General features: G+C 47.0%; 26 protein-coding genes. 10 read left to right on the top strand and 16 right to left on the bottom strand.

The window, feature by feature from the left end:
* Positions 1-19 precede the first annotated feature (19 nt).
* On the bottom strand, positions 20-1,726 hold the full coding sequence (gene acsA, locus KNP62_RS00485; protein WP_214746421.1) for an acetate--CoA ligase: 1,707 nt from the start codon (positions 1,724-1,726) through the stop codon (positions 20-22).
* Between the two features lie 155 nt (positions 1,727-1,881).
* Between acsA and KNP62_RS00480 the strand changes: the two genes are divergently transcribed.
* From KNP62_RS00480 to KNP62_RS00470, 3 genes are read left to right on the top strand one after another with little or no spacing between them, the layout of a single operon-like run.
* Positions 1,882-2,511, top strand: coding sequence for a GNAT family N-acetyltransferase (locus tag KNP62_RS00480; RefSeq protein ID WP_214693289.1), 630 nt, complete (start codon positions 1,882-1,884; stop codon positions 2,509-2,511).
* Between the two features lie 12 nt (positions 2,512-2,523).
* Positions 2,524-3,156, top strand: a complete 633-nt coding sequence (locus KNP62_RS00475) for an acetoin utilization AcuB family protein (RefSeq protein ID WP_214746420.1) — start codon at positions 2,524-2,526, stop codon at positions 3,154-3,156.
* A complete protein-coding gene (locus KNP62_RS00470; protein WP_214782160.1) occupies positions 3,153-4,322 on the top strand; it encodes an acetoin utilization protein AcuC in 1,170 nt (389 codons plus the stop codon). Before KNP62_RS00475 ends, KNP62_RS00470 begins: the two co-directional genes overlap by 4 nt.
* Positions 4,323-4,374: 52 nt before the next feature.
* Here the strand turns inward: KNP62_RS00470 and ccpA are convergent, their stop codons facing one another.
* From ccpA to KNP62_RS00450, 4 genes are all read right to left on the bottom strand, one after another.
* Positions 4,375-5,388 carry a catabolite control protein A gene (gene ccpA / locus KNP62_RS00465; RefSeq protein WP_214782157.1) on the bottom strand — a complete coding sequence of 338 codons (1,014 nt, stop codon included), beginning with the start codon at positions 5,386-5,388 and terminating at the stop codon, positions 4,375-4,377.
* Between the two features lie 127 nt (positions 5,389-5,515).
* The gene (locus tag KNP62_RS00460) at positions 5,516-6,607 is read right to left on the bottom strand and encodes a bifunctional 3-deoxy-7-phosphoheptulonate synthase/chorismate mutase (RefSeq protein WP_214741397.1); all 1,092 of its coding nucleotides are present in this window, start codon (positions 6,605-6,607) and stop codon (positions 5,516-5,518) included.
* A 134-nt stretch (positions 6,608-6,741) separates the two neighbouring features.
* Complete coding sequence (locus KNP62_RS00455; protein WP_214782154.1) at positions 6,742-7,290, bottom strand: YtxH domain-containing protein; 549 nt, start codon at positions 7,288-7,290, stop codon at positions 6,742-6,744.
* A 25-nt stretch (positions 7,291-7,315) separates the two neighbouring features.
* Positions 7,316-7,828 (bottom strand): DUF948 domain-containing protein, encoded by a 513-nt coding sequence (locus KNP62_RS00450; protein WP_214782151.1) that lies wholly within the window; start codon positions 7,826-7,828, stop codon positions 7,316-7,318.
* 169 nt (positions 7,829-7,997) lie between these two features.
* On the opposite strand from KNP62_RS00450, the gene KNP62_RS00445 reads away from it, so the two are divergent.
* A complete protein-coding gene (locus tag KNP62_RS00445; protein ID WP_214746407.1) occupies positions 7,998-9,110 on the top strand; it encodes an aminopeptidase in 1,113 nt (370 codons plus the stop codon).
* Between the two features lie 41 nt (positions 9,111-9,151).
* Here the strand turns inward: KNP62_RS00445 and KNP62_RS00440 are convergent, their stop codons facing one another.
* From KNP62_RS00440 to KNP62_RS00415, 6 genes are all read right to left on the bottom strand, one after another.
* A complete protein-coding gene (locus KNP62_RS00440; protein ID WP_214693309.1) occupies positions 9,152-9,604 on the bottom strand; it encodes a Dps family protein in 453 nt (150 codons plus the stop codon).
* Positions 9,605-9,701: 97 nt separating this feature from the next.
* Positions 9,702-11,009, bottom strand: coding sequence for a UDP-N-acetylmuramate--L-alanine ligase (gene murC, locus KNP62_RS00435; protein ID WP_214746404.1), 1,308 nt, complete (start codon positions 11,007-11,009; stop codon positions 9,702-9,704).
* 85 nt (positions 11,010-11,094) lie between these two features.
* Positions 11,095-11,802, bottom strand: coding sequence for a hypothetical protein (locus KNP62_RS00430; protein WP_214782148.1), 708 nt, complete (start codon positions 11,800-11,802; stop codon positions 11,095-11,097).
* A gap of 54 nt (positions 11,803-11,856) precedes the next feature.
* The gene (gene ytpR / locus KNP62_RS00425) at positions 11,857-12,471 is read right to left on the bottom strand and encodes a YtpR family tRNA-binding protein (protein ID WP_214784000.1); all 615 of its coding nucleotides are present in this window, start codon (positions 12,469-12,471) and stop codon (positions 11,857-11,859) included.
* Between the two features lie 54 nt (positions 12,472-12,525).
* Positions 12,526-13,320 (bottom strand): DUF1444 family protein, encoded by a 795-nt coding sequence (locus tag KNP62_RS00420; RefSeq protein WP_214782144.1) that lies wholly within the window; start codon positions 13,318-13,320, stop codon positions 12,526-12,528.
* 6 nt (positions 13,321-13,326) lie between these two features.
* A complete protein-coding gene (locus tag KNP62_RS00415; RefSeq protein ID WP_074033461.1) occupies positions 13,327-13,638 on the bottom strand; it encodes a thioredoxin family protein in 312 nt (103 codons plus the stop codon).
* A 116-nt stretch (positions 13,639-13,754) separates the two neighbouring features.
* Between KNP62_RS00415 and KNP62_RS00410 the strand changes: the two genes are divergently transcribed.
* The gene (locus tag KNP62_RS00410) at positions 13,755-14,087 is read left to right on the top strand and encodes a hypothetical protein (protein ID WP_214693325.1); all 333 of its coding nucleotides are present in this window, start codon (positions 13,755-13,757) and stop codon (positions 14,085-14,087) included.
* Positions 14,088-14,124: 37 nt separating this feature from the next.
* Here KNP62_RS00410 and KNP62_RS00405 read toward each other — a convergent pair whose 3' ends face one another.
* Positions 14,125-15,141: a PTS sugar transporter subunit IIC gene (locus KNP62_RS00405; RefSeq protein WP_214782142.1), complete on the bottom strand. Its 1,017-nt coding sequence runs from the start codon at positions 15,139-15,141 to the stop codon at positions 14,125-14,127.
* A gap of 152 nt (positions 15,142-15,293) precedes the next feature.
* A complete protein-coding gene (locus KNP62_RS00400; protein WP_214782140.1) occupies positions 15,294-16,367 on the bottom strand; it encodes a M42 family metallopeptidase in 1,074 nt (357 codons plus the stop codon).
* A gap of 138 nt (positions 16,368-16,505) precedes the next feature.
* Here KNP62_RS00400 and KNP62_RS00395 point away from each other — a divergent pair, with 138 nt between their 5' ends.
* From KNP62_RS00395 to dhaM, 4 genes are all read left to right on the top strand, one after another.
* A complete protein-coding gene (locus tag KNP62_RS00395) occupies positions 16,506-16,808 on the top strand; it encodes a PepSY domain-containing protein (protein ID WP_012726763.1) in 303 nt (100 codons plus the stop codon).
* A 102-nt stretch (positions 16,809-16,910) separates the two neighbouring features.
* Positions 16,911-17,888, top strand: coding sequence for a dihydroxyacetone kinase subunit DhaK (dhaK, locus tag KNP62_RS00390; protein WP_214693331.1), 978 nt, complete (start codon positions 16,911-16,913; stop codon positions 17,886-17,888).
* 19 nt (positions 17,889-17,907) lie between these two features.
* Positions 17,908-18,498: a dihydroxyacetone kinase subunit DhaL gene (gene dhaL / locus KNP62_RS00385; RefSeq protein ID WP_214693332.1), complete on the top strand. Its 591-nt coding sequence runs from the start codon at positions 17,908-17,910 to the stop codon at positions 18,496-18,498.
* Between the two features lie 10 nt (positions 18,499-18,508).
* Positions 18,509-18,859 (top strand): dihydroxyacetone kinase phosphoryl donor subunit DhaM, encoded by a 351-nt coding sequence (dhaM, locus tag KNP62_RS00380; RefSeq protein ID WP_285800602.1) that lies wholly within the window; start codon positions 18,509-18,511, stop codon positions 18,857-18,859.
* A 37-nt stretch (positions 18,860-18,896) separates the two neighbouring features.
* Here the strand turns inward: dhaM and KNP62_RS00375 are convergent, their stop codons facing one another.
* Positions 18,897-19,406 (bottom strand): hypothetical protein, encoded by a 510-nt coding sequence (locus tag KNP62_RS00375; protein ID WP_251125541.1) that lies wholly within the window; start codon positions 19,404-19,406, stop codon positions 18,897-18,899.
* Positions 19,407-19,511: 105 nt separating this feature from the next.
* Positions 19,512-20,159 (bottom strand): tRNA (guanosine(46)-N7)-methyltransferase TrmB, encoded by a 648-nt coding sequence (gene trmB / locus KNP62_RS00370; protein WP_214782136.1) that lies wholly within the window; start codon positions 20,157-20,159, stop codon positions 19,512-19,514.
* A gap of 138 nt (positions 20,160-20,297) precedes the next feature.
* Between trmB and KNP62_RS15770 the strand changes: the two genes are divergently transcribed.
* A complete protein-coding gene (locus KNP62_RS15770; protein ID WP_012726769.1) occupies positions 20,298-20,408 on the top strand; it encodes a hypothetical protein in 111 nt (36 codons plus the stop codon).
* A gap of 36 nt (positions 20,409-20,444) precedes the next feature.
* Here KNP62_RS15770 and KNP62_RS00365 read toward each other — a convergent pair whose 3' ends face one another.
* Complete coding sequence (locus KNP62_RS00365; protein WP_214782134.1) at positions 20,445-21,239, bottom strand: phosphotransferase family protein; 795 nt, start codon at positions 21,237-21,239, stop codon at positions 20,445-20,447.
* Positions 21,240-21,256 lie beyond the last annotated feature (17 nt).

Here is a 21,256-nt window from a genome sequence, read left to right as displayed (position 1 = left end):
GTCGACCGTTTTGTATATCTCAATCTTCCATCGTCGAGAGGTCACCTGTCTCCAGATTCAACTCCCAAGCTTTCAAGACGCGACGCATGATCTTACCACTTCGCGTTTTCGGCAACTTGTCTTTGAATTCAATTTCACGGGGTGCCGCATGCGCAGCTAATCCCTCTTTGACGAATTGCTGGATTTCTTGTTTTAACTCATCTGACGGCTCATAGCCTTTCCGAAGCGCGATGAACGCTTTGATGATTTCGCCGCGGATCGGGTCCGGTTTCCCGATGACACCTGCCTCAGCGACAGCCGGGTGCTCTACGAGTCGGCTTTCGACTTCAAACGGACCGACGCGTTCTCCAGCCGTCATAATGACGTCATCCACACGTCCTTGGAACCAGAAGTATCCGTCTTCATCCATGTAAGCCGAGTCGCCCGATACGTACCAATCTCCCCAGAAATAGCTCTCATACTTAGCATCGTTCTTCCAGATCTTCCGCATCATCGATGGCCAAGGCGTTTTGAGTGCCAAATTCCCCATTCGGTGTGGCGGAAGTGGTTGACCGCGGTCATCCAAAATGGCAGCTTCGCAACCTGGAATTGGTTTCCCCATTGAACCAGGTTTAATGTCCATCGTCGGATAGTTACAAATCATCATCGCGCCTGTTTCTGTCATCCACCACGTGTCATGGATCCGGAGGTCGAACGCTTCGTGCCCCCAACGAATGACTTCAGGATTCAACGGCTCACCGACTGATAAAATGTGTCGTAATGACGACAAATCATACTTTTCAAACGCCTCATCACCCGCACCCATGAGCATGCGGAACGCCGTCGGTGCACTATACCAGACCGTCACACCGAATCGTTCGATGACCGAATACCAGAACTCAGGGTTGAATCGGCCCCCAACGATGACATTCGTCGCCCCGTTCAAGAACGGTGCAAAAATCCCGTAGCTTGTCCCGGTTACCCAGCCCGGGTCAGCGGTGCACCAGTAAATATCGTCCGGCTGAAGGTCAAGCACCCACTTACCGGTCATCATATGTTGAATCATGGCGTTATGAACGTGAAGGACCCCTTTTGGCTTCCCTGTTGATCCTGATGTATAGTGTAAAATCAGACCGTCTTCTCGATCGACCCATGTTAACCCGAGTTCTGTCGTCGCCCCGTTCGCCAATTTCCGATAGTCGAGCACTTTCTCCGACTCTTCGACGTCGTCACCGACGAGCAGAATCGTCTCGAGGTGCGGCAACTGGTCGACCGGTACACGCGGCAACAGTTCTTTCGTCGTCACGATCACTTTTGCTTCAGAGTCGAGCAATCGATCGTGTACCGCCTGTTCCATGAACGCCTCAAACAACGGTCCTACGATGGCACCGAGTTTGATGGCACCGAGTAAAATAAAATAAAGTTCTGGTTGACGTGGCATAAAGATAAAGACACGGTCGCCTTTCTCCACACCAATCGACTTCAGAACATTTCCAGAACGATTACTTTCTTGCTTCATATCCGCATACGTGTAGCGCTCTTCCCGATCCCCATCGAAATAGAGCAATGCCACTTTCGTCGCCAATTCACTTTCCGCATGACGATCGATTGCTTCGTATGCCAAATTGACCTTCCCCGTTAAGTTCCAAGAAAATAAAGCTTCTGCTTGTGTCCATTCAAACGACTGACAAGCCTCTTCATACGACGCTAATTGATGTTCCCCTGTTAACGCTTTCAATTTTTCCATCGCTAAAGATTCGCCTCCCCTGTACAGATTGGTATAACCACTTTCAGTATAGTGTTAAAATTATGACAAATCAATGAATTTCCAATTTCATCAAAACAGGATGATTCCTACTTGATGAAAGCGCTATAATAAGAGGTGGAAAAGGTGGTGACCCAATGGAAAAACAATATCATTCAAAAGTGTGGCAGACCTCACAAGGTGACGTCACGATTGACGGTCCGGTTGCGCCCGACGTGCTGCAGACGTATCGTCTTGATGAAGGATTGACGGCTTTTCGTGAACCAGAAGATCAGCACGAGGCTCTTGTCGATATTGCTGGGTTGAAAGAAGGAAGAATTATTGTCGCTAGACAGGATGATCTTGTGATTGGTTACGTGACATTTCTCTATCCTGACCCATATGAGCGTTGGAGTGAAGGAAATGACCCATACATCCTTGAACTTGGGGCAATCGAGGTGAGTCCCCGCTTCCGTGGTCAACGAATCGGGAAACAATTACTCGAAGTATCGATGATGGACCCACATATGGATGATTTTTTAATTTTGACGACCGAATATTATTGGCACTGGGATTTGAAAGGCAGTGGACTCTCGATTTGGGATTATCGAAAAGTCATGGAGAAGATGATGAATCACGGTGGACTTGTCTTCTTCCCGACAGACGATCCTGAAATCGCCTCTCATCCCGCCAATTGTTTGATGGCTCGCATCGGAAAAAACGTGCGCCAAGAATCCATCGACCATTTTGATTCGCTACGGCTACGCCGGCGATTTATGTACGACTAAGGAGGGGATTTCATGCTAATCGAACAGATGATGAATCGACATGTTGTGACGATTCAACCGACCAATACGATCGCTCATGCCGCTAAATTGATGCGTGAGCATCGTGTCCGACATTTGATTGTGACAAATCCGGCCCGCCAAGTCGTCGGGATCGTCGGACAATTTGAGATGAGTGGTGCGACGAGCGTCTTTCATCCCGAAAGTGAAAATGCAGACTTTCAAAACCCTGTATCGAGTATCATGCGTTCAGAGGTACCGACAGCACATCCTTTCGACTTCTTTGAAGATGCTGCTGCTTTGTTTTATGAAAACCGGCTAACCTGTCTCCCGATCGTCGAACGAGGGAAACTCGTCGGTGTATTGACAGAGACCGATTTATTACGTTATTTCGTACAATTGACCGGCGCACTCGAACCAAGTTCGCAAATTGAGATCCTCGTCGAAAATACGACCGGTACACTCGAAAAAGTAACCCGACTCCTCGCCAAAACAAACGTCAATATCATCAACGTCTTCGTTCATCCGACGAGCGATCCGTATAAGCGCATCATCTCGTTCCGCGTCCAGACGATGAACCCGCTCCGAATCATCGAACGGTTGAAGCGTGAAGGCTATGATGTCCTCGGTCCGGAGATGTCACGATGAGACCGATTTACATATTTGGCGAAGACGAGACGTCTTATCGCTTTCATGAGGACCATCCGTTCAATCCGCTACGACTGGAATTGACGACATCACTTTTGATTGCAGCCGGAAAACTTTCCAAATCGGAATGTGTGTCTCCTCCACTCGCCTCGGTTGAAGAGTTAGCGCTCGTTCACGACCTCGATTATATCGAAGCCGTCCAAGCTGCGGCTGCGGGAGAACTTTCTACGCTGAAAGCGAATAAGTTTGGTCTTGGTACGGAAGACACACCTATCTTTCCGACGATTCATGAGGGAGCCGCTCGGCTTGTCGGCGGGACGATTCATGCGCTCGATTTGGTCGCGAGCGGGAAAGCGGAGCGCGCCTTTCATGTCGGCGGCGGTTTACATCATGGCATGCGACGCAAGGCATCCGGATTTTGCGTCTATAACGATGCAGCTGTCGCCATCGCACATGTGCGAAAACAGTATGGCTCTCGCGTCCTTTATGTGGATACGGATGCGCATCATGGGGACGGCGTTCAATGGCTCTTCTATGACGATGATGACGTGATGACACTGTCGATTCATGAGACGGGACGTTATTTGTTCCCCGGCACCGGAATGGTGACAGAACGAGGGAACGGCAAAGGATACGGCTACAGTTGGAACGTACCGGTCGATGCGTTCACCCAGGATGATTCATTCTTGACGTGCTATGAGACCGTCTTACGCGAGGCGTGCGAATGGTTCAAACCTGATATCATTTTGACTCAAAACGGTGCAGACGCCCATGCCTTTGATCCGCTCACCCATTTGGCATCAACGATACGGACGTTCGAACAAATCCCGCAGATCGCCTCACGCCTGGCCGATGAATATACAGATGGCCGTCTCGTCGCCCTTGGTGGCGGTGGGTATGACTGGTATCGCGCCGTACCACGCGCTTGGGCTCAAGTGTGGGCTGGATTGACGAGGGAAGTGCCCTATTCTGGAGATATCCCGCACGAGTGGATTGAGCAATGGTCAGGTATCGCCGGACAACCGTTGCCTAATCGATGGGACGACTCTCTATATTCGTTTGACCATATCCCACGTCGTCAACAAATCGAAGAAAAGAATTGGGAAGTCACGAAACGAGCCTTTTGGCCGTTTATCTCAAATGACCGAAAATCAATTTACCTATAAAAATAAGCCTCCCCTTTCCCTCACGTGACGTGACGGATGGGGAGGCTTTTGATTAGTCTTGGCGAAGCGAATCACGACGCTCGATCCGGTGAGGAAGCACGACGTTTTTCTCTTCGATTTCTTCTGCGTTCAAGATCTTCGTCAAGAGACGCATCGCGACGGCTCCGATATCGTACATCGGTTGAACGACAGTCGTCAACTTCGGACGAATCATCGTCGCAAGACGCGTGTTATCGTGACCGACGACTTCAAAGTCGTTCGGAACCGAGAAGCCTGCATCTTGAATGGCATGGATGACACCGAGGGCCATCTCATCAGTCCCAGCAAAGATCGCTTTCGGGCAATCGTCTCGCTGCAACATTTTTTGCATCGCTTCAAGACCTGATGCGTATGTGTAATTCCCGAGAATCATATCGTTGTCGTGGAACGGAAGACCTGCATCTTCAAGGGCGCGACGGTATCCTGCGAATTTCTTCTCGCCGTTGATCTGTTGCTCGAGTGGCCCAGTGATGAATCCAACACGGTCATGCCCATGGTTGATCAACATCTGAGTCGCGTCATATGCCGCTTGCTCATAATCGATGTTGACGGCCGGGAGGTCATATCCTTGGTTCAATGTCGCTGCGAGAACGATTGGAACCGGTGATTTTTTGAACTCTTCGACGAGATCTTCATGTAAGCGCCCACCCATGAAGATGATGCCGTCCACTTGTTTCCCTAAAAGTGTATTCAATAAATGGATTTCTTTGTCACGACTTGAATCCGAGTTTCCAAGGATGATGTTGTATTTGTACATCGTCGCCACATCTTCAATACCTCGTGCCAAATCGGCGAAGAAAATGTTTGAGATGTCCGGTACAATGACACCGACCGTCGTCGTTTTCTTACTTGCTAGTCCACGTGCGACGGCGTTCGGACGATAACCGAGACGGTCAATCGCATCTTGTACTTTCTTACGTGTCGTTGGTTTGACGTTCGGGTTTCCGTTGACGACACGAGAGACGGTTGCCATAGACACCCCGGCTTCTCGTGCGACATCGTAAATCGTTACGTTGTTACTATTCATAAACTACTCCTCCTACAAGTCATGATTTTCAAAAAGTTTTCATAAAACGTCTTAAAAAAGGAAGACAGGTATCTGTCATCCATTTACCCTGTCTTCATGCGATATAAAACGTTTCCATTTGGAAAGCTTACTTTTTCACCAAATCAAGTTGAGGAAACTGGACCGTCAGTCCTTCCACAAATTGATCGAATTGATCGAAATCCAATTGTTGTTGCGCATCCGATAAGGCGATGGCAGGATTCGGGTGTACTTCGACCATGACACCGTCTGCCCCGATGGCAAGCGCTGCTTTTGCAGCCGGCAACAACAAGTCACGACGACCTGTCGAATGGGTGACGTCTACCATAACCGGTAAATGCGTCTCTTGTTTCAAAATCGGCACTGCCGTGATGTCTAACGTATTGCGAGTCGCACGCTCATACGTCCGAATCCCTCGCTCGCACAAGATGACTTGGCTGTTCCCACTCGCCATAATGTACTCTGCCGCATAAATGAACTCTTCGATTGTAGCGGATAATCCACGCTTCAACAAGACCGGTTTGTCTGTCTTACCGACTTCTTTCAACAAATCAAAGTTTTGCATATTCCGGGCACCAACTTGAATGATATCGACATATGGCAAGGCCGACTCGACTGCTCCTGGTGTCATGATTTCCGTGATGACTCGTAAATCATGACGGTCCGCTGCTGCCTTCAGCATTTTCAACCCTTCAAAACCTAAGCCTTGGAAGTCATACGGCGATGTACGTGGTTTGTATGCTCCACCTCGCATCACTTTCACTCCAGACAACGCGAGCTTCTCTGCGACCGCGTTCACTTGTTCGAACGATTCGACGGCACATGGCCCCGCAATCAGCTGCGGACGCCCATTCCCAATCGTCACGTCCTTCACATGGACCAACGTATCTTCCGGTTGACGTTTACGCGAAACGAGCAACGTCTTATCCCGGTCTTCGCCTTGTAGTTCAGCAGACGCTTTGAATACTTCTTTAAAAATATGTTGAAGACGTGACGTTTCGAACGGTCCTTGATTCGAAGCTGCGATGAAATCGAGCATCTCTCGTTCCCGGACCGGATCGTATCGTTCGACGCCTTGAAGACGTTTGATCTTTCCAATTTCGACGGCAAGTGCACCACGCCGACTTAGCAAGTCGAGCATTTCATGGTTCAATTCATCCATTTCTCGACGTAATCGATTCAATTGATCTTGTGGACTCATTCGTTTCCCTCACATTCTTAAGCCGTTCTTTCCAGAAACCTAATTATATCGAACTTTGTGCGCTTTGTCATAAGGAAACCTTCTACGTCACAAAATCACCAAAAAAGGACCGAATGCGTTCGGTCCTTTCTACTTTATTCTTCCTTCTTAAGGTCTTTCTTCAAATCATTGAGTTCTTTTTTCGACTCATCATCGAGCATCTCATTGACAGGTGCTTCGAGTGAATCGTCCGACTCAGATTCAAGTGATGAGTCCGTCGTCTCTTCTTCAGCCGCGCGGTCCATCTGTTCTTTCACTTCAGATTCCGCTTCCGCGACGAGTTGATCCGCTTTCTCCATCGCCTCTTCAATTGAGAGGTCATCCTCGTCCATCTGTTGTTTTAACTCGGCAGCTTCACGCGCCTTATCTTTCACGATATTGAGGACCGGCGCCGCTTTATCGCTCGCCACTTTAATCCACTCGCCGACGACTGGTTCTGCCTTCTCACGCATTTCCTTCGATTTGACAGTCAATCGTTCACGCGATGTAGATGTCTTTTCGTCTAGGTATGTTCTTACTTCCCGTCCGCTTTTCGGTGATGTCAATAGTGCGACAGCCGCTCCGACGATCCCTCCGAGAATGACACCCGTTAAAAATCCACTACTTGATTGATTCTGTTCTGTTAGTTGTTTTTGGTCTGTCATGTGTGAGTTCCTCCTCGATGTATCGTTATTTGATTGTATCGTCCGTGTTAATCATGTCGGGCGATACAGGTGCTTCCTCTTTCTTTTCGCGTCGCGTGCGACGACGTGGACGTTCTTTCGTAGTTGATGATTCTGGTTTGTTTTTCTTGAACAGTTCTACCGCGACCGATCCCCATCGAACCGCTTGAGCAATTTGTTCTTTGTTTTCATCCGCTGCCGAGTGGACAGAAGTTGAGACGGTACGGACCGATTCAGTTACCTCGTTCAAGGATGTACCTAATTCATCGAGTGCATGGGCAACAGGTGCGAGCAACTCTGTTTTTTCTTCCACGTTGTCGACGAGACGGTTCGTCTTATGTAAGAGCGCCGTCACTTCCATTGTGATTCCGTCGAGCTGGCGTTCTAAGTTTTCTGTCGTATTGGCGACGCTACCGAGTGTACGGTTTACATTCGATAAGACACGTGCCAAGAAGATGACGAGTACGACAAACGCGAGGGCCGCAATCAGGCCAGCGATGCCTCCTAATGTGATTTCCATTCAATCCATTCCTCCTATTCAATCGTTTCTTGTTTCATTATAGCACCATTATGACTGAAAAGATTTGCTACAACCGTTTTCGCCATTCGGTCTGATTATTCCTTTACCCGTTTTTATGTTTTCGATTACACTAAAATAGAAATTCATAAAAAAAATTAGGGGTGGTCGTGTGAGAGATCCAAGAATTACACAATTAGCAGACGGTTTAATCAATTATTCCGTCAAGTTACAACCGGGGGAAAAAGTACTGATTGAGAATTTTGGCGTAGAGGAATCGCTCGTCGAGGCACTCGTCGAAAAAGCATATGAGGCCGGCGGACACCCATTCGTCTTGTTGAAAGAAAGTCGCATCTTACGTAAATTGTATACGGGAGCAAGTCGTGAGCAACTCGAACTCATGGCTGACATCGAACGGAAACAGATGCAGGCAATGGATGCGTACATCGGCTTACGTGCCGGTGATAACATTAACGAACTCTCTGATGTGCCGAGTGAGCAACAAAAACTCGTCGGTGCCACACTCGGTAAAATGCACACGGAAGACCGCGTCAAAGGGACGAAATGGGTCGTACTTCGTTACCCTTCTCCATCAATGGCACAATTGGCAGGTAAATCAACCGAAGCGTTCGAAGACTTCTACTTCAATGTATGTACACTCGACTACGGCAAAATGGACCGTGCAATGGACGGATTAGTCGAATTGATGAACAAGACGGACCGTGTCACATTGAAAGGACCAGGAACGGACCTCTCGTTCTCTATTAAAGATATTCCGGCAATCAAGTGCTCTGGTCAAATGAACATTCCAGACGGTGAAGTGTTTACGGCACCGGTAAAAGATTCGGTCAATGGCGTAATCACGTACAACACTCCATCTCCATACCAAGGATTCACGTTCGAGAATGTGAAGTTGACGTTCAAAGACGGCAAAATCGTGGACGCGACGGCCAATGATACAGAACGAATCAATGAAGTATTCAATACAGATGAAGGAGCTCGTTACGTCGGTGAGTTCGCAATCGGTGTGAACCCATACATTCAACATCCGATGAAAGATATCCTCTTCGATGAGAAAATTGACGGCAGCTTCCACTTCACGCCAGGTCAAGCGTATGACGATGCCTATAATGGCAATAATTCGTCAGTTCACTGGGACCTCGTCAACATCCAACGCCCGGATTATGGTGGTGGTGAGATCTGGTTCGATGATGTCCTCATTCGTAAAGACGGACGTTTCGTCATCGATGCGTTGCTTCCACTCAATCCCGAAAACTTGAAATAATATAAAATGGTGCGCCTGTCGAAGGCGCACCATTTTTGTGGTTACAATTTTGTTTTTTTACCGAGTGCGGCAGACATCATCCAAATTTCTTTTTCGAGTCGCTCGATATGAGAGACGAACGTATCTTCAATCGCTTCATCCCCGTCTTCAAAGTTTTCCATCGCATCTTGCATCTCTTGGCGAATTTGTTTGAAGTCGTTGATGATATCTTTAATCATCTGATCCGTTTCCGCATGACGATCACCTTCTGTCAGCGTCGAGTGCTCCAAATACTCTTTCATCGTCGCAAACGGTTCACCGTCATTCATAAGAAGTCTTTCCGCTACGTCATCGTAGAGTTCCGCCACTAAGTTATAGAGCTCTTCGAGTTTCTCATGATACGTAAAGAAGTGAGGACCGCTAATGTACCAATGATAATTATGCAGTTTCACAAACAGTAACCCATAGTTTGCGACTTCCTTGTTTAACGTATTGAGTGCACCTTGACTAGCCATTCCAAACATCTCCTTTGTCATATTCATCGATACTACTATTACCGAGATTTTGGTTGGCTAAACATAAAAAAGGAGAGACATTCGTCCCTCCCCCGTCTTATGCTTCAAGTTTTACGATTTCTTCATATTCGCGCTGGTACGTTTGGATGTCACCTGCACCCATGAACAACAGTACTGCCTTGTCATGGTTGCGTAAGACGCTCGTACCACCACGTTTCAAAATATGCGCACCGTCGATTCGTGATTGAAGGTCCTCGATTGTGACAGTCCCTTCTTGTTCACGGGCTGAACCGAAAATATCACAAAGATAGACCGTATCTGCTTCAGCCAATGCTGTTGCAAAGTCATCCATGAATGATTTAAGACGTGTGTACGTATGCGGTTGGAAAATCGCAACGACTTCCCGCTCTCCATACTTCTTCCGAGCCGCTTCGACCGTCGCACTAATCTCACGTGGGTGGTGTGCATAATCGTCAACGAGTACTTGATTGTTAAGCGTTGATTCACTAAAACGACGCTTCACCCCGTTGAATGATGCAAGACGCTCTTTCACCAACTCTTTAGGTAAGTTTTCGTAATCACACGTAGCGATGACAGCAAGTGCGTTCAACACGCTATGGTCGCCGTATCCAGGAATGCGGAACGTTCCGTAGAAATCATCACGTAAAAAGACATCGAACGTCGTTCCGTTCTCTGTAGAGGTAACGTTTTCCGCACGGAAATCGTTATGCGTCCCAAACCCGTAATAAACGAGTGGAACGTTCGCTTGAATATGCTGAAGATTCTCATCATCCCCACAGGCAATGATTCCTTTCTTCACTTGCTTCGCCATCTCCTGGAATGCATCGATGACATCGTCTAAACCAGAGAAATAATCTGAATGGTCAAAGTCGATATTCGTCATGATGGCATAGTCCGGACGGTAATATAAGAAGTGACGCTTATATTCGCAAGCCTCGAAGACAAAGTTCTTCGAATCGGCAACACCTTCACCTGTTCCATCACCAATCAAGAATGATGTCGGTTCGATTCCACGCATGACGTGTGCAAGCAAACCTGTAGTCGATGTTTTACCGTGTGACCCTGTGATGGCGACACTTGTGTAATGATTCGCGAGCTCACCTAAAAACTCGTAGTACTTATAAATCGTCAATCCGAGTTCACGCGCGCGTACGATTTCTGGATGATCGTCGCTGAACGCATTTCCTTGTACGACGATTTGATCTTCAGAAATATTTTCAGGGTCGAATGGCAAAATTTCAATCCCTTTTCGTTTCAATGCTTCTTCTGTAAAAAATGCTTTTTCAACGTCCGATCCACGGACCTCATTATTCATATCAAATAAAATTTGAGCTAAAGGACTCATGCCCGTTCCTTTAATTCCGACGAAGTGATAACGGTTCATCTGTAAATAGCCCCCCTAATTCATTGCGGCTCGTCAAAATGCGACAAACCTTTGTCATTATAGCAAAACTCACTGAGTCGTGCTATTACAGATTATTGTTTTTTTGCGCAAGTCGTCGGCTACGATACATCGCCATGCGATCTTTTGGCGTCATCATCACGTTTACAGGCGGTTGGTCGGCTTTAAACGAAACTTGAACAGCCGGTGTCAATTCGGTGTCAGCCGGTAATTCTTCTTGTTCAGATGGCGTTTGTAATTTTTCTGCAATCTGCTCAATCGATTCCCCGATTTGTTCCACAGAACCGTCGATGTCTAAACTTTCATCTGGCGCTGCATGTTGCTGAACTTCCACGACCTCTTCTTTTTTCGAGCGGGATAAGTCCGTCGATTGCATAAAAACGGATGAGAAACCGTTATCTAAAATCGAAACCTGACCGAGAATCGATTTTTCTTCTTCGATTGTTTCCTCGGAAATGTCTTCAACATGTTCTGCGTCTATTTCAGGACTAATCGCATTAGTGGTCTCTTCATCTTGAAGTGACTCTTCTGGCAGAACCACTTCAGATGCTGTGCTCATTTCGAGCGGTTCTCTCGTTTCAGGAGAATGCTCGACCGGTAGAACAATCTTCGGTTTCGGACGTGCATATCCATAAATCGGTGAAGGAACATCGGTCGGAATGAATTCATCGGTGATATCTACCTTCGGAGGTGGTGAGACCGGCTTTCCTTCTCTCGACAGCTCTCGTTTGATTCGATCTGCTTGTTGTTTCAATGAACGTTCATATGCATCCATACTTGATTCCTCGCTTTTTCACTCAATCCATATTTAACAAAAAATCGGTCGAGTTTAGCGACCGATTTCAAATGCTGTACCTACTTCATATTCGTTATCTAATACTAAAATCCCTTTTTCTTGCGGGGCATTCGGAAGATTTAATTCACGCGCCGAGCAAATCATGCCATGCGAGCTCTCTCCGCGAAGTGCCGATGGTCGAATAATCAAACCGGTCGGCATGACCGCTCCTGGTTTGGCTACGACTACCTTTTGTCCCGTCGCCACGTTTGGTGCGCCACATACGATTTGCACAGTGCCTTGGTCGATTTGAACTTGGCAAACGGATAACTTATCCGCATCCGGATGTTTTTCCGCACTTTCCACATAACCAACGACAAACTTCGGTGTCACATCTACCCATGAGAAGTCTTCGTCAATTCCATTTTCCTTCAAGACAGCTTGTATCTGTTCAACCAATTCCGTCGTCAAATCAACTGGACCGTTCCAACCTGTGACGTCAAAGTGCTCACTTGCTTGAAACAAATTATATCCGTTGACGGCTCCGTCTTCAGATTTGACGATGGCAACGTCACCTGTTCGTTCTACAGATTGATGGTGACGTTCTCCCTCTTTCAATAACACCATGAGTACATCGCCGATTCCTTCTCGGTTATAAAACACATTCATTTGCATACGTTCCTACGTCCCTTCTTTCAAACTCATCTCACTTATTTTATCAGATTATGTGTTCGATGGCGGGGTCTTTTTTCCGACAATAAAAATCGGCTCAAGTTGCCCTGCCTCATAATGAAAGGCGAGTGCAGTCACTGGGACACGACCATTGGTAAAGAAGTCAAACATCAATTGTTGCATCGCATCATACCCTTGGTCGTTTCGGATATCGGCGATGATCATCACATCTTGATGCGGTACACCGACGAGCATATCCCCTTCGACTCGGCGCTCCATCATTCGAAGAAAATCATCGTTTAAAATGCGCGATGCCTCGTAGCCGTCTCGCGTCGATAAAAAGTAGAATGGGTTGCCGGCAACTTCATCTTGTTTCATCTCGGTCGGGAGTTTTTTGACGTTTTCCCGGGCAATGCGTTCAATCGTTTCAAGCGTCAAATCACCGGATACATGCTTCTCCTCGATTAAACGATAGCCGTTCCCGCGATCGAGCGCGTAAAAGATGGCGGTCTCCGCCGTATGCGGACTGAAAATTAGCGGTTCCCCACTTTTCGTCGTCTTTGCGAACGAGTTCGAACGAATGACCGGATAGATGGCATCTAATTTTCCGGCGAGTGAGATGTGATCATCTGCCTTCATTGCCGACTCGATGTATTCAATGACTTCATCGACTGCCACTTTGCCCCGCGTTTTCGCTTTCGCGACGATTGGTGCGAGTCGAATATTCACACCAAAGCGATCAGTTTTCCGTTCGACGCGCAACACCTCATTCTCGCGGTCATAAGATGTGCGATAGTCCTCTTTAAAATTCGCTTCTAAATAGCGTCTTAACTCATTCCGTTCCATACAGGCTCACCCTAATCCATTCAAGAATGCTTCGACCTGTTCCGGCGTCTTCCGTTCGCGACCGACATAGCGATCGATTTCCTTACCATTTTCAAATGCGACAAAGCTTGGGATACCAAAAATATCGAGCTCTTGCGCAAGTTCCATAAACTCGTCACGATCGACATAATAAAACGTCCAGTCTTCAAATTTCTGTTCGATTTCAGGCATGAACGGGTCGAGGAAACGGCAATCTCCACACCATGTTGCCGAGAACATGAAAATACTTTTCGATTCTTTTGCTTCTGTATATTCTGCCATTGTTGATAGTTGTTTCATGATTAACCACTCCTGTTCGTTTTTTCCTCACTTATAATAGCATAAGTCCTGTCACACATTCTGCTCTGCTGTTTGTTATAATCAAAGCCGAAACTAGTTGAAACAGGTGAAACCATATGAAATTGACACGAGAAAAATTGAATCCTGAAATGAAACATCCGCTCGAACAGATGGTCGGCGTCTTTGGCATGCTCGCCATTTTGCGATATGGATATTTATTTATTGATACCGATAAAACGAGACTCGAGATTTTGATTTGGCTAGTTGTGGGCTTTGCCGTCATTTATGTCCTCGAAAAGTGGCTCAAGCAACTCGCCCGTCATTTACCGATTGTACGAAAACGATATTTGATCCCAATCTATGTAATCGTCCTTTTACTGTTCCTCATCAGCTTCCGCGTCCCTCGCGAGACGGTGGATTCTGTCAAAGTCTTATTCGGTATCGGATGACATGAAAAAGCGCCGTTTGCTTCAAACGGCGCTTCTTTTAATAGTCAATTTTCATATCGTTCGGTTGAATACGTCCAGTCCTTTTCAATACAGCATAGACCGCATAACTTAACAGAGCAGGTCCAATGACTAGGAAGCCGAGGACAATGATAAAGGTGTACCAACTAAAGCCCATCGTTTCAAGCATGACAATCGGTCCGACGAGTCCACTCGTCCCCATCCCTGCCCCGGCTGCCACACTTTCTAATTCAAACAATAGAATCGCAATTGGTGCGAGGACAGCCCCAGCTAATGTAGGGGGTAAAAGAATCCACGGATTTTTCACGATATTCCCGACTTGGAGCATCGACGTACCGATTCCTTGCGCAATCGCTCCGCCGACTCCGTTATCGCGATAACTGGTAATCGCAAACCCAATCATTTGAGCTGCACATCCGACCGTCGCGGCACCAGCCGCAATACCATTCAACCCGAGCATCAAAGCGATGGCCGCACTCGAAATTGGCGCAGTCAATGCCAATCCCATGAGTGTCGCTACGACGACTCCCATGAACAATGGTTGTTGCTCCGTCCCCCACTCAATCCAACTACCGAGCTGCGTCATGAACATCCCCACATATTTTCCGATATATGTCGCTGTGAAAAAACCGCCTGCGATTGTCGTAAACGGCGTCACCAAAATATCAAGCTTCGTCGATTTCGATACAAGTTTTGATACCTCAACAGCTAAAAGTGTGGCGATGTAACTACCAGCAGGTCCGAATTCGTATCCGAACGTCCCGACAACGAGTGCAGAAAATAGAATAAGAGGCGGCGCCTCAAGGGCATAAGCAATCGCAATCCCGATCGCTGGACCCGTCAGACTCATCGCCACGTCCCCAATTTGAACGAGCGTCGCGCTTATTCCCGCAAGTGCGGTCCCTTCAAGCTGACCACCAATCGTCTTCATAATCAAACCGATGATCAACGTACTGAACAACCCTAATGCCATATAACTAAGTGCCGTCACAAAATAAACAGACGGGCTAAGTGAGATTCCTTTTTTCTTGAACATATGAGATCCTCCTTACAATCATACAGATGTCTTTACACAAGTAAAAAATATGTATAAACACCTCTATCAGTATAAGGCGTTTTCTTAAAATAGCAAGAACATCTACACAAAAAAACCGTCCACTCAACATCATGAGTGAACGGCATGTACGTTTAGCGAGACGGACGGAGTGTTTCAAGCGTCGAACGGTCAAGTCGTTTGACCAACGCTTTCAGTAATGCTTTCGCCGCATCGTAGTCGTCTGTATGAAGAATCGAAGCATGTGTATGAATGTAGCGTGATGCGACACCAATAACGGCTGTCGGTACACCTTCTCCACTCATATGCACGCGTCCAGCATCCGTACCGCCTGGCGAGACGAAATACTGCGTCTTAATATTTTCATCAGAAGCCGTGTCGAGCAAGAAGTCACGCATTTCAGGCGACATGACCATGACCCGGTCTAAAATTCGAATCAAGGCACCCTCACCGAGTTGTCCAAACTCCGTCTTACTTCCAGATGCATCGTTCGCCGGTGAAGCATCGAGTACGAGTGCCACATCTGGCTGAATCAATTCAGATGCCGTCTGCGCTCCACGTAGTCCAACTTCTTCTTGTACGGTAGCACCCGAGAACAAGATGTTCGGGTGATCTGCTTTTGTCGTCTCTTCTAACAATTCGACAGCCAGACCGACACCGTAACGGTTGTCCCATGCTTTCGCCATAATTTTTTTCGGGTGATGGAGTGGTGTAAAAGCGCTCGATGGTACTGCAGGAACACCCGGACGCACTCCCCATGATTCTGCTTCTTCTTTTGAATCGGCACCGATATCGATGAACATTTGTTTGATGTCCATCGGTTTACTCATCGCATCTGGTCCGAGTAAGTGAGGCGGTGTCGACGCGACGACACCTGGGATTTTCCCGTTCGAAGTGATGATGTCAAAACGTTGTGCCATGAGCACTTGGCTCCACCATCCGCCGAGCGGTTGTATGTATAACATGCCATTCTCCGTGATGCGTGTCACCATGAAGGCAACCTCATCCATGTGACCGGCTACCATTACTTTAGGTCCCGCTTCGTCCCCGACACGTTTCCCAAAAATTGATCCGATGCCATCTGTGACGATTTCATCTGAGTGTGGTTCAATTCGTTCACGTACGAACTGACGAACTTCTGACTCGAACCCAGGAGCACCTGGTAGTTCTGTTAACGTCTTAAATAAATCTCTCGTCTTTTGATCCATCTTTTATCATCCCTTCCTAACCGTTCTTGTCTCATTATATACAAAAGTTTTGATAGGATGCGAATGCTTTTCATTCCATTCGGGTACAGGTTTTGGTACGATGTACATGATAGCCATAGTTCAAGGGGAGGTAGTCATATGAAAAAAAGGTATTGGTTTATTGGAATCGGGGTTGCCGTCATTGCCGCACTTATGACGAAAAAGGCTTTAGATGAACGTAGCTTATCTGCAGAAAACGCGTTGGAATACACGAAACGTGCTTTCTCAGCGAAAGGTCATGTCCAAGGGGCATGGATCTCTGCATCACCTGAGATTTATACGTATGACGGTCGTGAATACGATGTCTACAAAGGTGGAATCTCAGTTCTAGAGAATGACGAAGAAAAAACGTATGAGTTCACAGTCGACTCTGAGACTGGCGCTTTACTCGAATATGCATGACACGAAACCGACGAATGATTCGTCGGTTTTTTTGTTTAGTTACAGCGAAAGAGTGGAAAATTGAAATTGGTAGTTTTCAATTTAAAAAAGGAGTGATCTCGCGTGAAAAAGCTAATCGGTGAGGCAAGTGAACTCGTGTCGCAAATGGTAGAAGGAATGGTCCATGCCCATCCTGAACTGTACGGTCGTGTCGAAGGATTCAATGTCATCTGTCGGGCGAACGGTGCAAAATCCGGTAAGGTCGGGCTCGTCTCGGGTGGTGGTAGCGGACACGAACCGGCACACGCCGGTTATGTCGGAGACGGCATGCTCGATGCGGCAGTTTGCGGGGAAGTCTTTACATCCCCCACTCCAGACATGGTGCTTGAAGGAATCAAAGCAGCCGATGGTGGCAACGGCGTTTTGTTGATTGTCAAAAATTACTCGGGGGATGTCATGAACTTCGAACTCGCCGCCGAATTGGCTGAAGGAGATGGGATCAAAGTCGACCATGTTGTCGTCGCCGATGATGTCGCGATTTCAAACAAGGAAGACCGTCGTGGTGTTGCCGGTACCGTCTTCGTTCATAAAATCGCAGGTGCCGCTGCAGCAAGCGGTAAATCACTCGAGGAAGTTAAATCCATTGCGGAAAAAGTCGCATCACACGTCCGCTCAATGGGGATGGCGGTAGAACCTTGCTACATGCCAGTGAGTGGAAAGCCTGGTTTTGACTTGAACGAGGAAGAGATGGAAATCGGGATTGGTATTCACGGGGAGCGCGGTGTCGAACGTAAACCAACGAGCGATGTCGACCAAATCGTCGATGACCTTCTCAGTCATTTGAAAAAAGAAGTTGAGCCTGGCGAAGTCGCCGTTATGGTAAATGGAATGGGCGGGACTCCATTATCCGAACTATATGTGACGTATCATTTTGTCGCGCAAAAACTCGAAGCAGCTGGATATACGTTGAAACGGAAATATGTCGGTAACTACATGACGTCACTCGAGATGCACGGATTCTCGATTACCCTGTTACCGCTTGATGATGAGATGACCACTTATCTAGATGCTCCATCAGAAGCACTTGGATTTAAACTTTGATAAATGAGGTGTTTGTTTTATGTTGACGATTGATCGGATGAAGCAAGCGTTACGCGACACACAAGTCGGGATTGAAGACCAAAAAGACACACTGACAGATTTAGACCGTGCCATCGGGGACGGAGATCACGGAATCAACATGTCCCGTGGTTTCGACGCGGTCTCTTCCATTTTAGACGAGGAGTATGACTCTCTCGGAGCGCTCAGTAAAAAAGTAGGCATGACTCTGATGTCGAAAGTAGGCGGTGCGGCTGGTCCATTATATGGCTCTGCTTTCGTCAAGATGGCGACCAAGTTCGGGGATGCGACCGAAGCTGACTTTGATCTTCTCAAAGAAGCACTCCAAGAAGGTTCCGATTCGATTAAAGCGCGTGGAAAGTCAGAAGTCGGTCAGAAAACGATGGTCGACGTTTGGGACCCGTTCCTCGAACATGTGAAACAAGGGGACGACTACAAACAACAGTTAGACGAACTTGTGCAAAAAACGGAAGATATGGTGGCGACGAAAGGTCGAGCTTCCTACTTCGGTGAAAATTCGCGTGGGACGGTCGACCCGGGTGCCCTCTCCAGTTCGATTCTGTTAGCCGCGATTATGAAGGAGGTCGATTGACATCGTTGAATTGATTATCGTCTCGCACAGTGCAAAAATTGCGGAAGGGATCCAAGATCTCATGAAAGAGATGGCGCCATCCGTCCCTATCCATCTAGCCGGCGGTCTCGAAGACGGTTCGATTGGAACAGACGTCACGCGCATCTTGGAGGCACTCGACCAAGTCGAAGGGGAAGCGCTTCTTCTCAGCGATATCGGTTCGGCGACGATGAACGCCGAACTTGCCATCGACATGTACGAAGGAAGTAACGAGGTCGCATTTTTCGACGGTCCGATTGTCGAAAGTGCATTCATCGCTTCGGTTTCCTCAGGAAACGACATGTCTCTCACAGACATCGTCGACCAGTTGAAGCAACAATGAAAACACCCCGTTCAAGAGAACGGGGTGTTTTTATGTCTTAACGTGGGTTGTCATTCTTTTCATATACGGCATTCATATATGAGCTTGTTGAATAGAAACGTGGTACGACCAAGAACAAAATGAGTGCTGGAATCGCAATCAATAGAAGCAATACCAATACCGGCAACCAGTAGACAATTTTTTGACCGAGCATATCGATGTTCGCATCTGCGAATTCGGCTGCTCCTTCAACTTCTACAAGGTCTGCTGATGAGAGGATTTTGTTGTCTGTCGCATCAAAGTAATGGTACTCGGTTTTACGTGTGATGAAGATCCCATCACGAATCGTATCGAGTTCTACGACAGCCGCGATCACTTCGTTGCCATTTGAATGGCGAAGCGTCTCTTCTTTGATGATTTCAGCTGTTCCTTCTTTATAATCGTAATGCGTCGCTTTCAAATCCTCTTCGAGTGCGTCCAAGAACGCTTCGTTCGCTGAGGTATTCATTGGTGCGATTGTTAGAATGAAGATTACTGCAAGCAGGCTTGCCCATGCTTTTTTCAACATCCCCATGTTCCCCCTTCTCTTATTCCAGTTTAGCGTCATTCCTATTGTACCAAGAAGAAAGAAAAAAGTGTGAAGAAAATACTATTAAAATAAGAAAAAAGCGTGTCAATTTTTTGGACGGAATACAGCTTCCATTCGATAAATCGGCTGACCGAGCGCACTGAAGCGCTCTTCATACTCTGTTCGAATATTATCTTCCGGTTCATTTACATGCAAATCAAGTGAAATTTCTGTGAAGAACATCCCGTATTGACTCATGCTTTGAAGAGAATATTCAAAGAGTCCACGGTTGTCCGTCTTGAAATGAATCTCCCCTGCTTTCGGAAGAATTGCTTCATATGTCGCTAAAAATGTCTTGTACGTCAAGCGACGTTTCGCATGGCGTGTTTTCGGCCAAGGGTCCGAGAAGTTTAAGTAGACGCGGTCGACTTCCCCAGCTTCAAAATATTCGACGAGTCGCTTCGCATCAACCGTCAGTACTCTCACGTTCGGCATCGGTGTCTCGACGAGCTTTTGAACGATTGAGACAGCTACGCTTTCAAATAGTTCGATTGCGATAAAGTTCACGTCCGGATGTTGTTTCGCCATCCCTAAAATAAACTGTCCTTTCCCTGAACCGACTTCGATAAAGAGCGGGTGGTCATTGCCGAACTCGGCGTTCCACTTCCCTTTTAATTGTTCAGGATGTTGAATAAATACGTGTTCTTGAGCTTCCATATATTCTTTTGCCCAAGGCTTATGTCGTAAACGCATGAAAATCCTACCTTTCGTTCATCAAATGTTCAAGTTTAATGGGAATATGCACGTTACGTACGAGCAGTCCTCTTGCGATTATACACGAAATCATAGTTTAATGAACGTGAATCATCCTTCACAAGGAGGTTAGATACGATGAGTACATTAGATCAATTCTTAATTTTTTATGCGGCTCCACTTACGTTTTTCGCAGGCGTCATCGCAACGTTCGTTTGGGCTTACTTCATGAATCCAGACGACATCTAAACACATTCAAAAAGGGGTGGCACTCAGCCATCCCTTTTAATTGATTCGTTCATACGCCTCATCGATCAATTCGCGCAGTACATGAAAACCTTCTGTTCGTGCTGCATCGTTCCGTTCCCCATAAATCGTTAAAATCGTTTGGGCAATCGCATACCAATGCATTCGATTATGAAGCTCACTCGAAACCTCGACCCCATAATGCGTGAACCAACGCTCCCATTCCGCCTCTTCGACATAGCTATAGACTACCATCGCCAAATCAAAGGCACGGTCTGCGATGATCGCATCGTCCCAATCCGTCAAATAGAGAAGACCGTTTTCATCTTCAATCCAATTGTTGTGATTTAAATCAGAGTGACATACGACGAACTCTTGCTCGTCGACTTTCGGCAAATGGTGTTTTAACCATTGAATCGCCTCTCCAATCGTAGGATCCGTCTCATCTTGTTCATATGCTTCACACTGACGAAGCAACAAGTGCGGCGTCACCGGTGTGTGATTTAATTGTTGTAACATAAATAATAGCTCTTTCGAATCATGAATCTTTCCGAGTTGTGCCGCGACATCTGGTCGCTTCATATCTTCTGGTGAAAGTTCGCGGCTCTCAATGAATTGCTGGGCACTTAATACGTCCCCGTTAAACATCCGCTTTGTCCAAAGAAGTTTCGGAACAATTCCTTCCGCTGAAAGAATCGCCAAGAATGGAGAAGAGTTTCGTTTCACAAAAATCTTCTGTTGGCGCGTCGTCGCTACATACGCTTCGCCCGTAATACCTCCGGCAGAAGCGACTGTCCACTCTTTACCGAGCGCACCGACTATATCTGAATACATATTCATCACGCTCAAAT

It is taken from the genome of Exiguobacterium sp. s183 (genome assembly GCF_018617655.1).
Classification (GTDB): domain Bacteria; phylum Bacillota; class Bacilli; order Exiguobacteriales; family Exiguobacteriaceae; genus Exiguobacterium; species Exiguobacterium aestuarii_A.
Note: the sequence above shows the minus strand (reverse complement) of the source record. Positions and strands in the feature narration are given on the sequence as shown.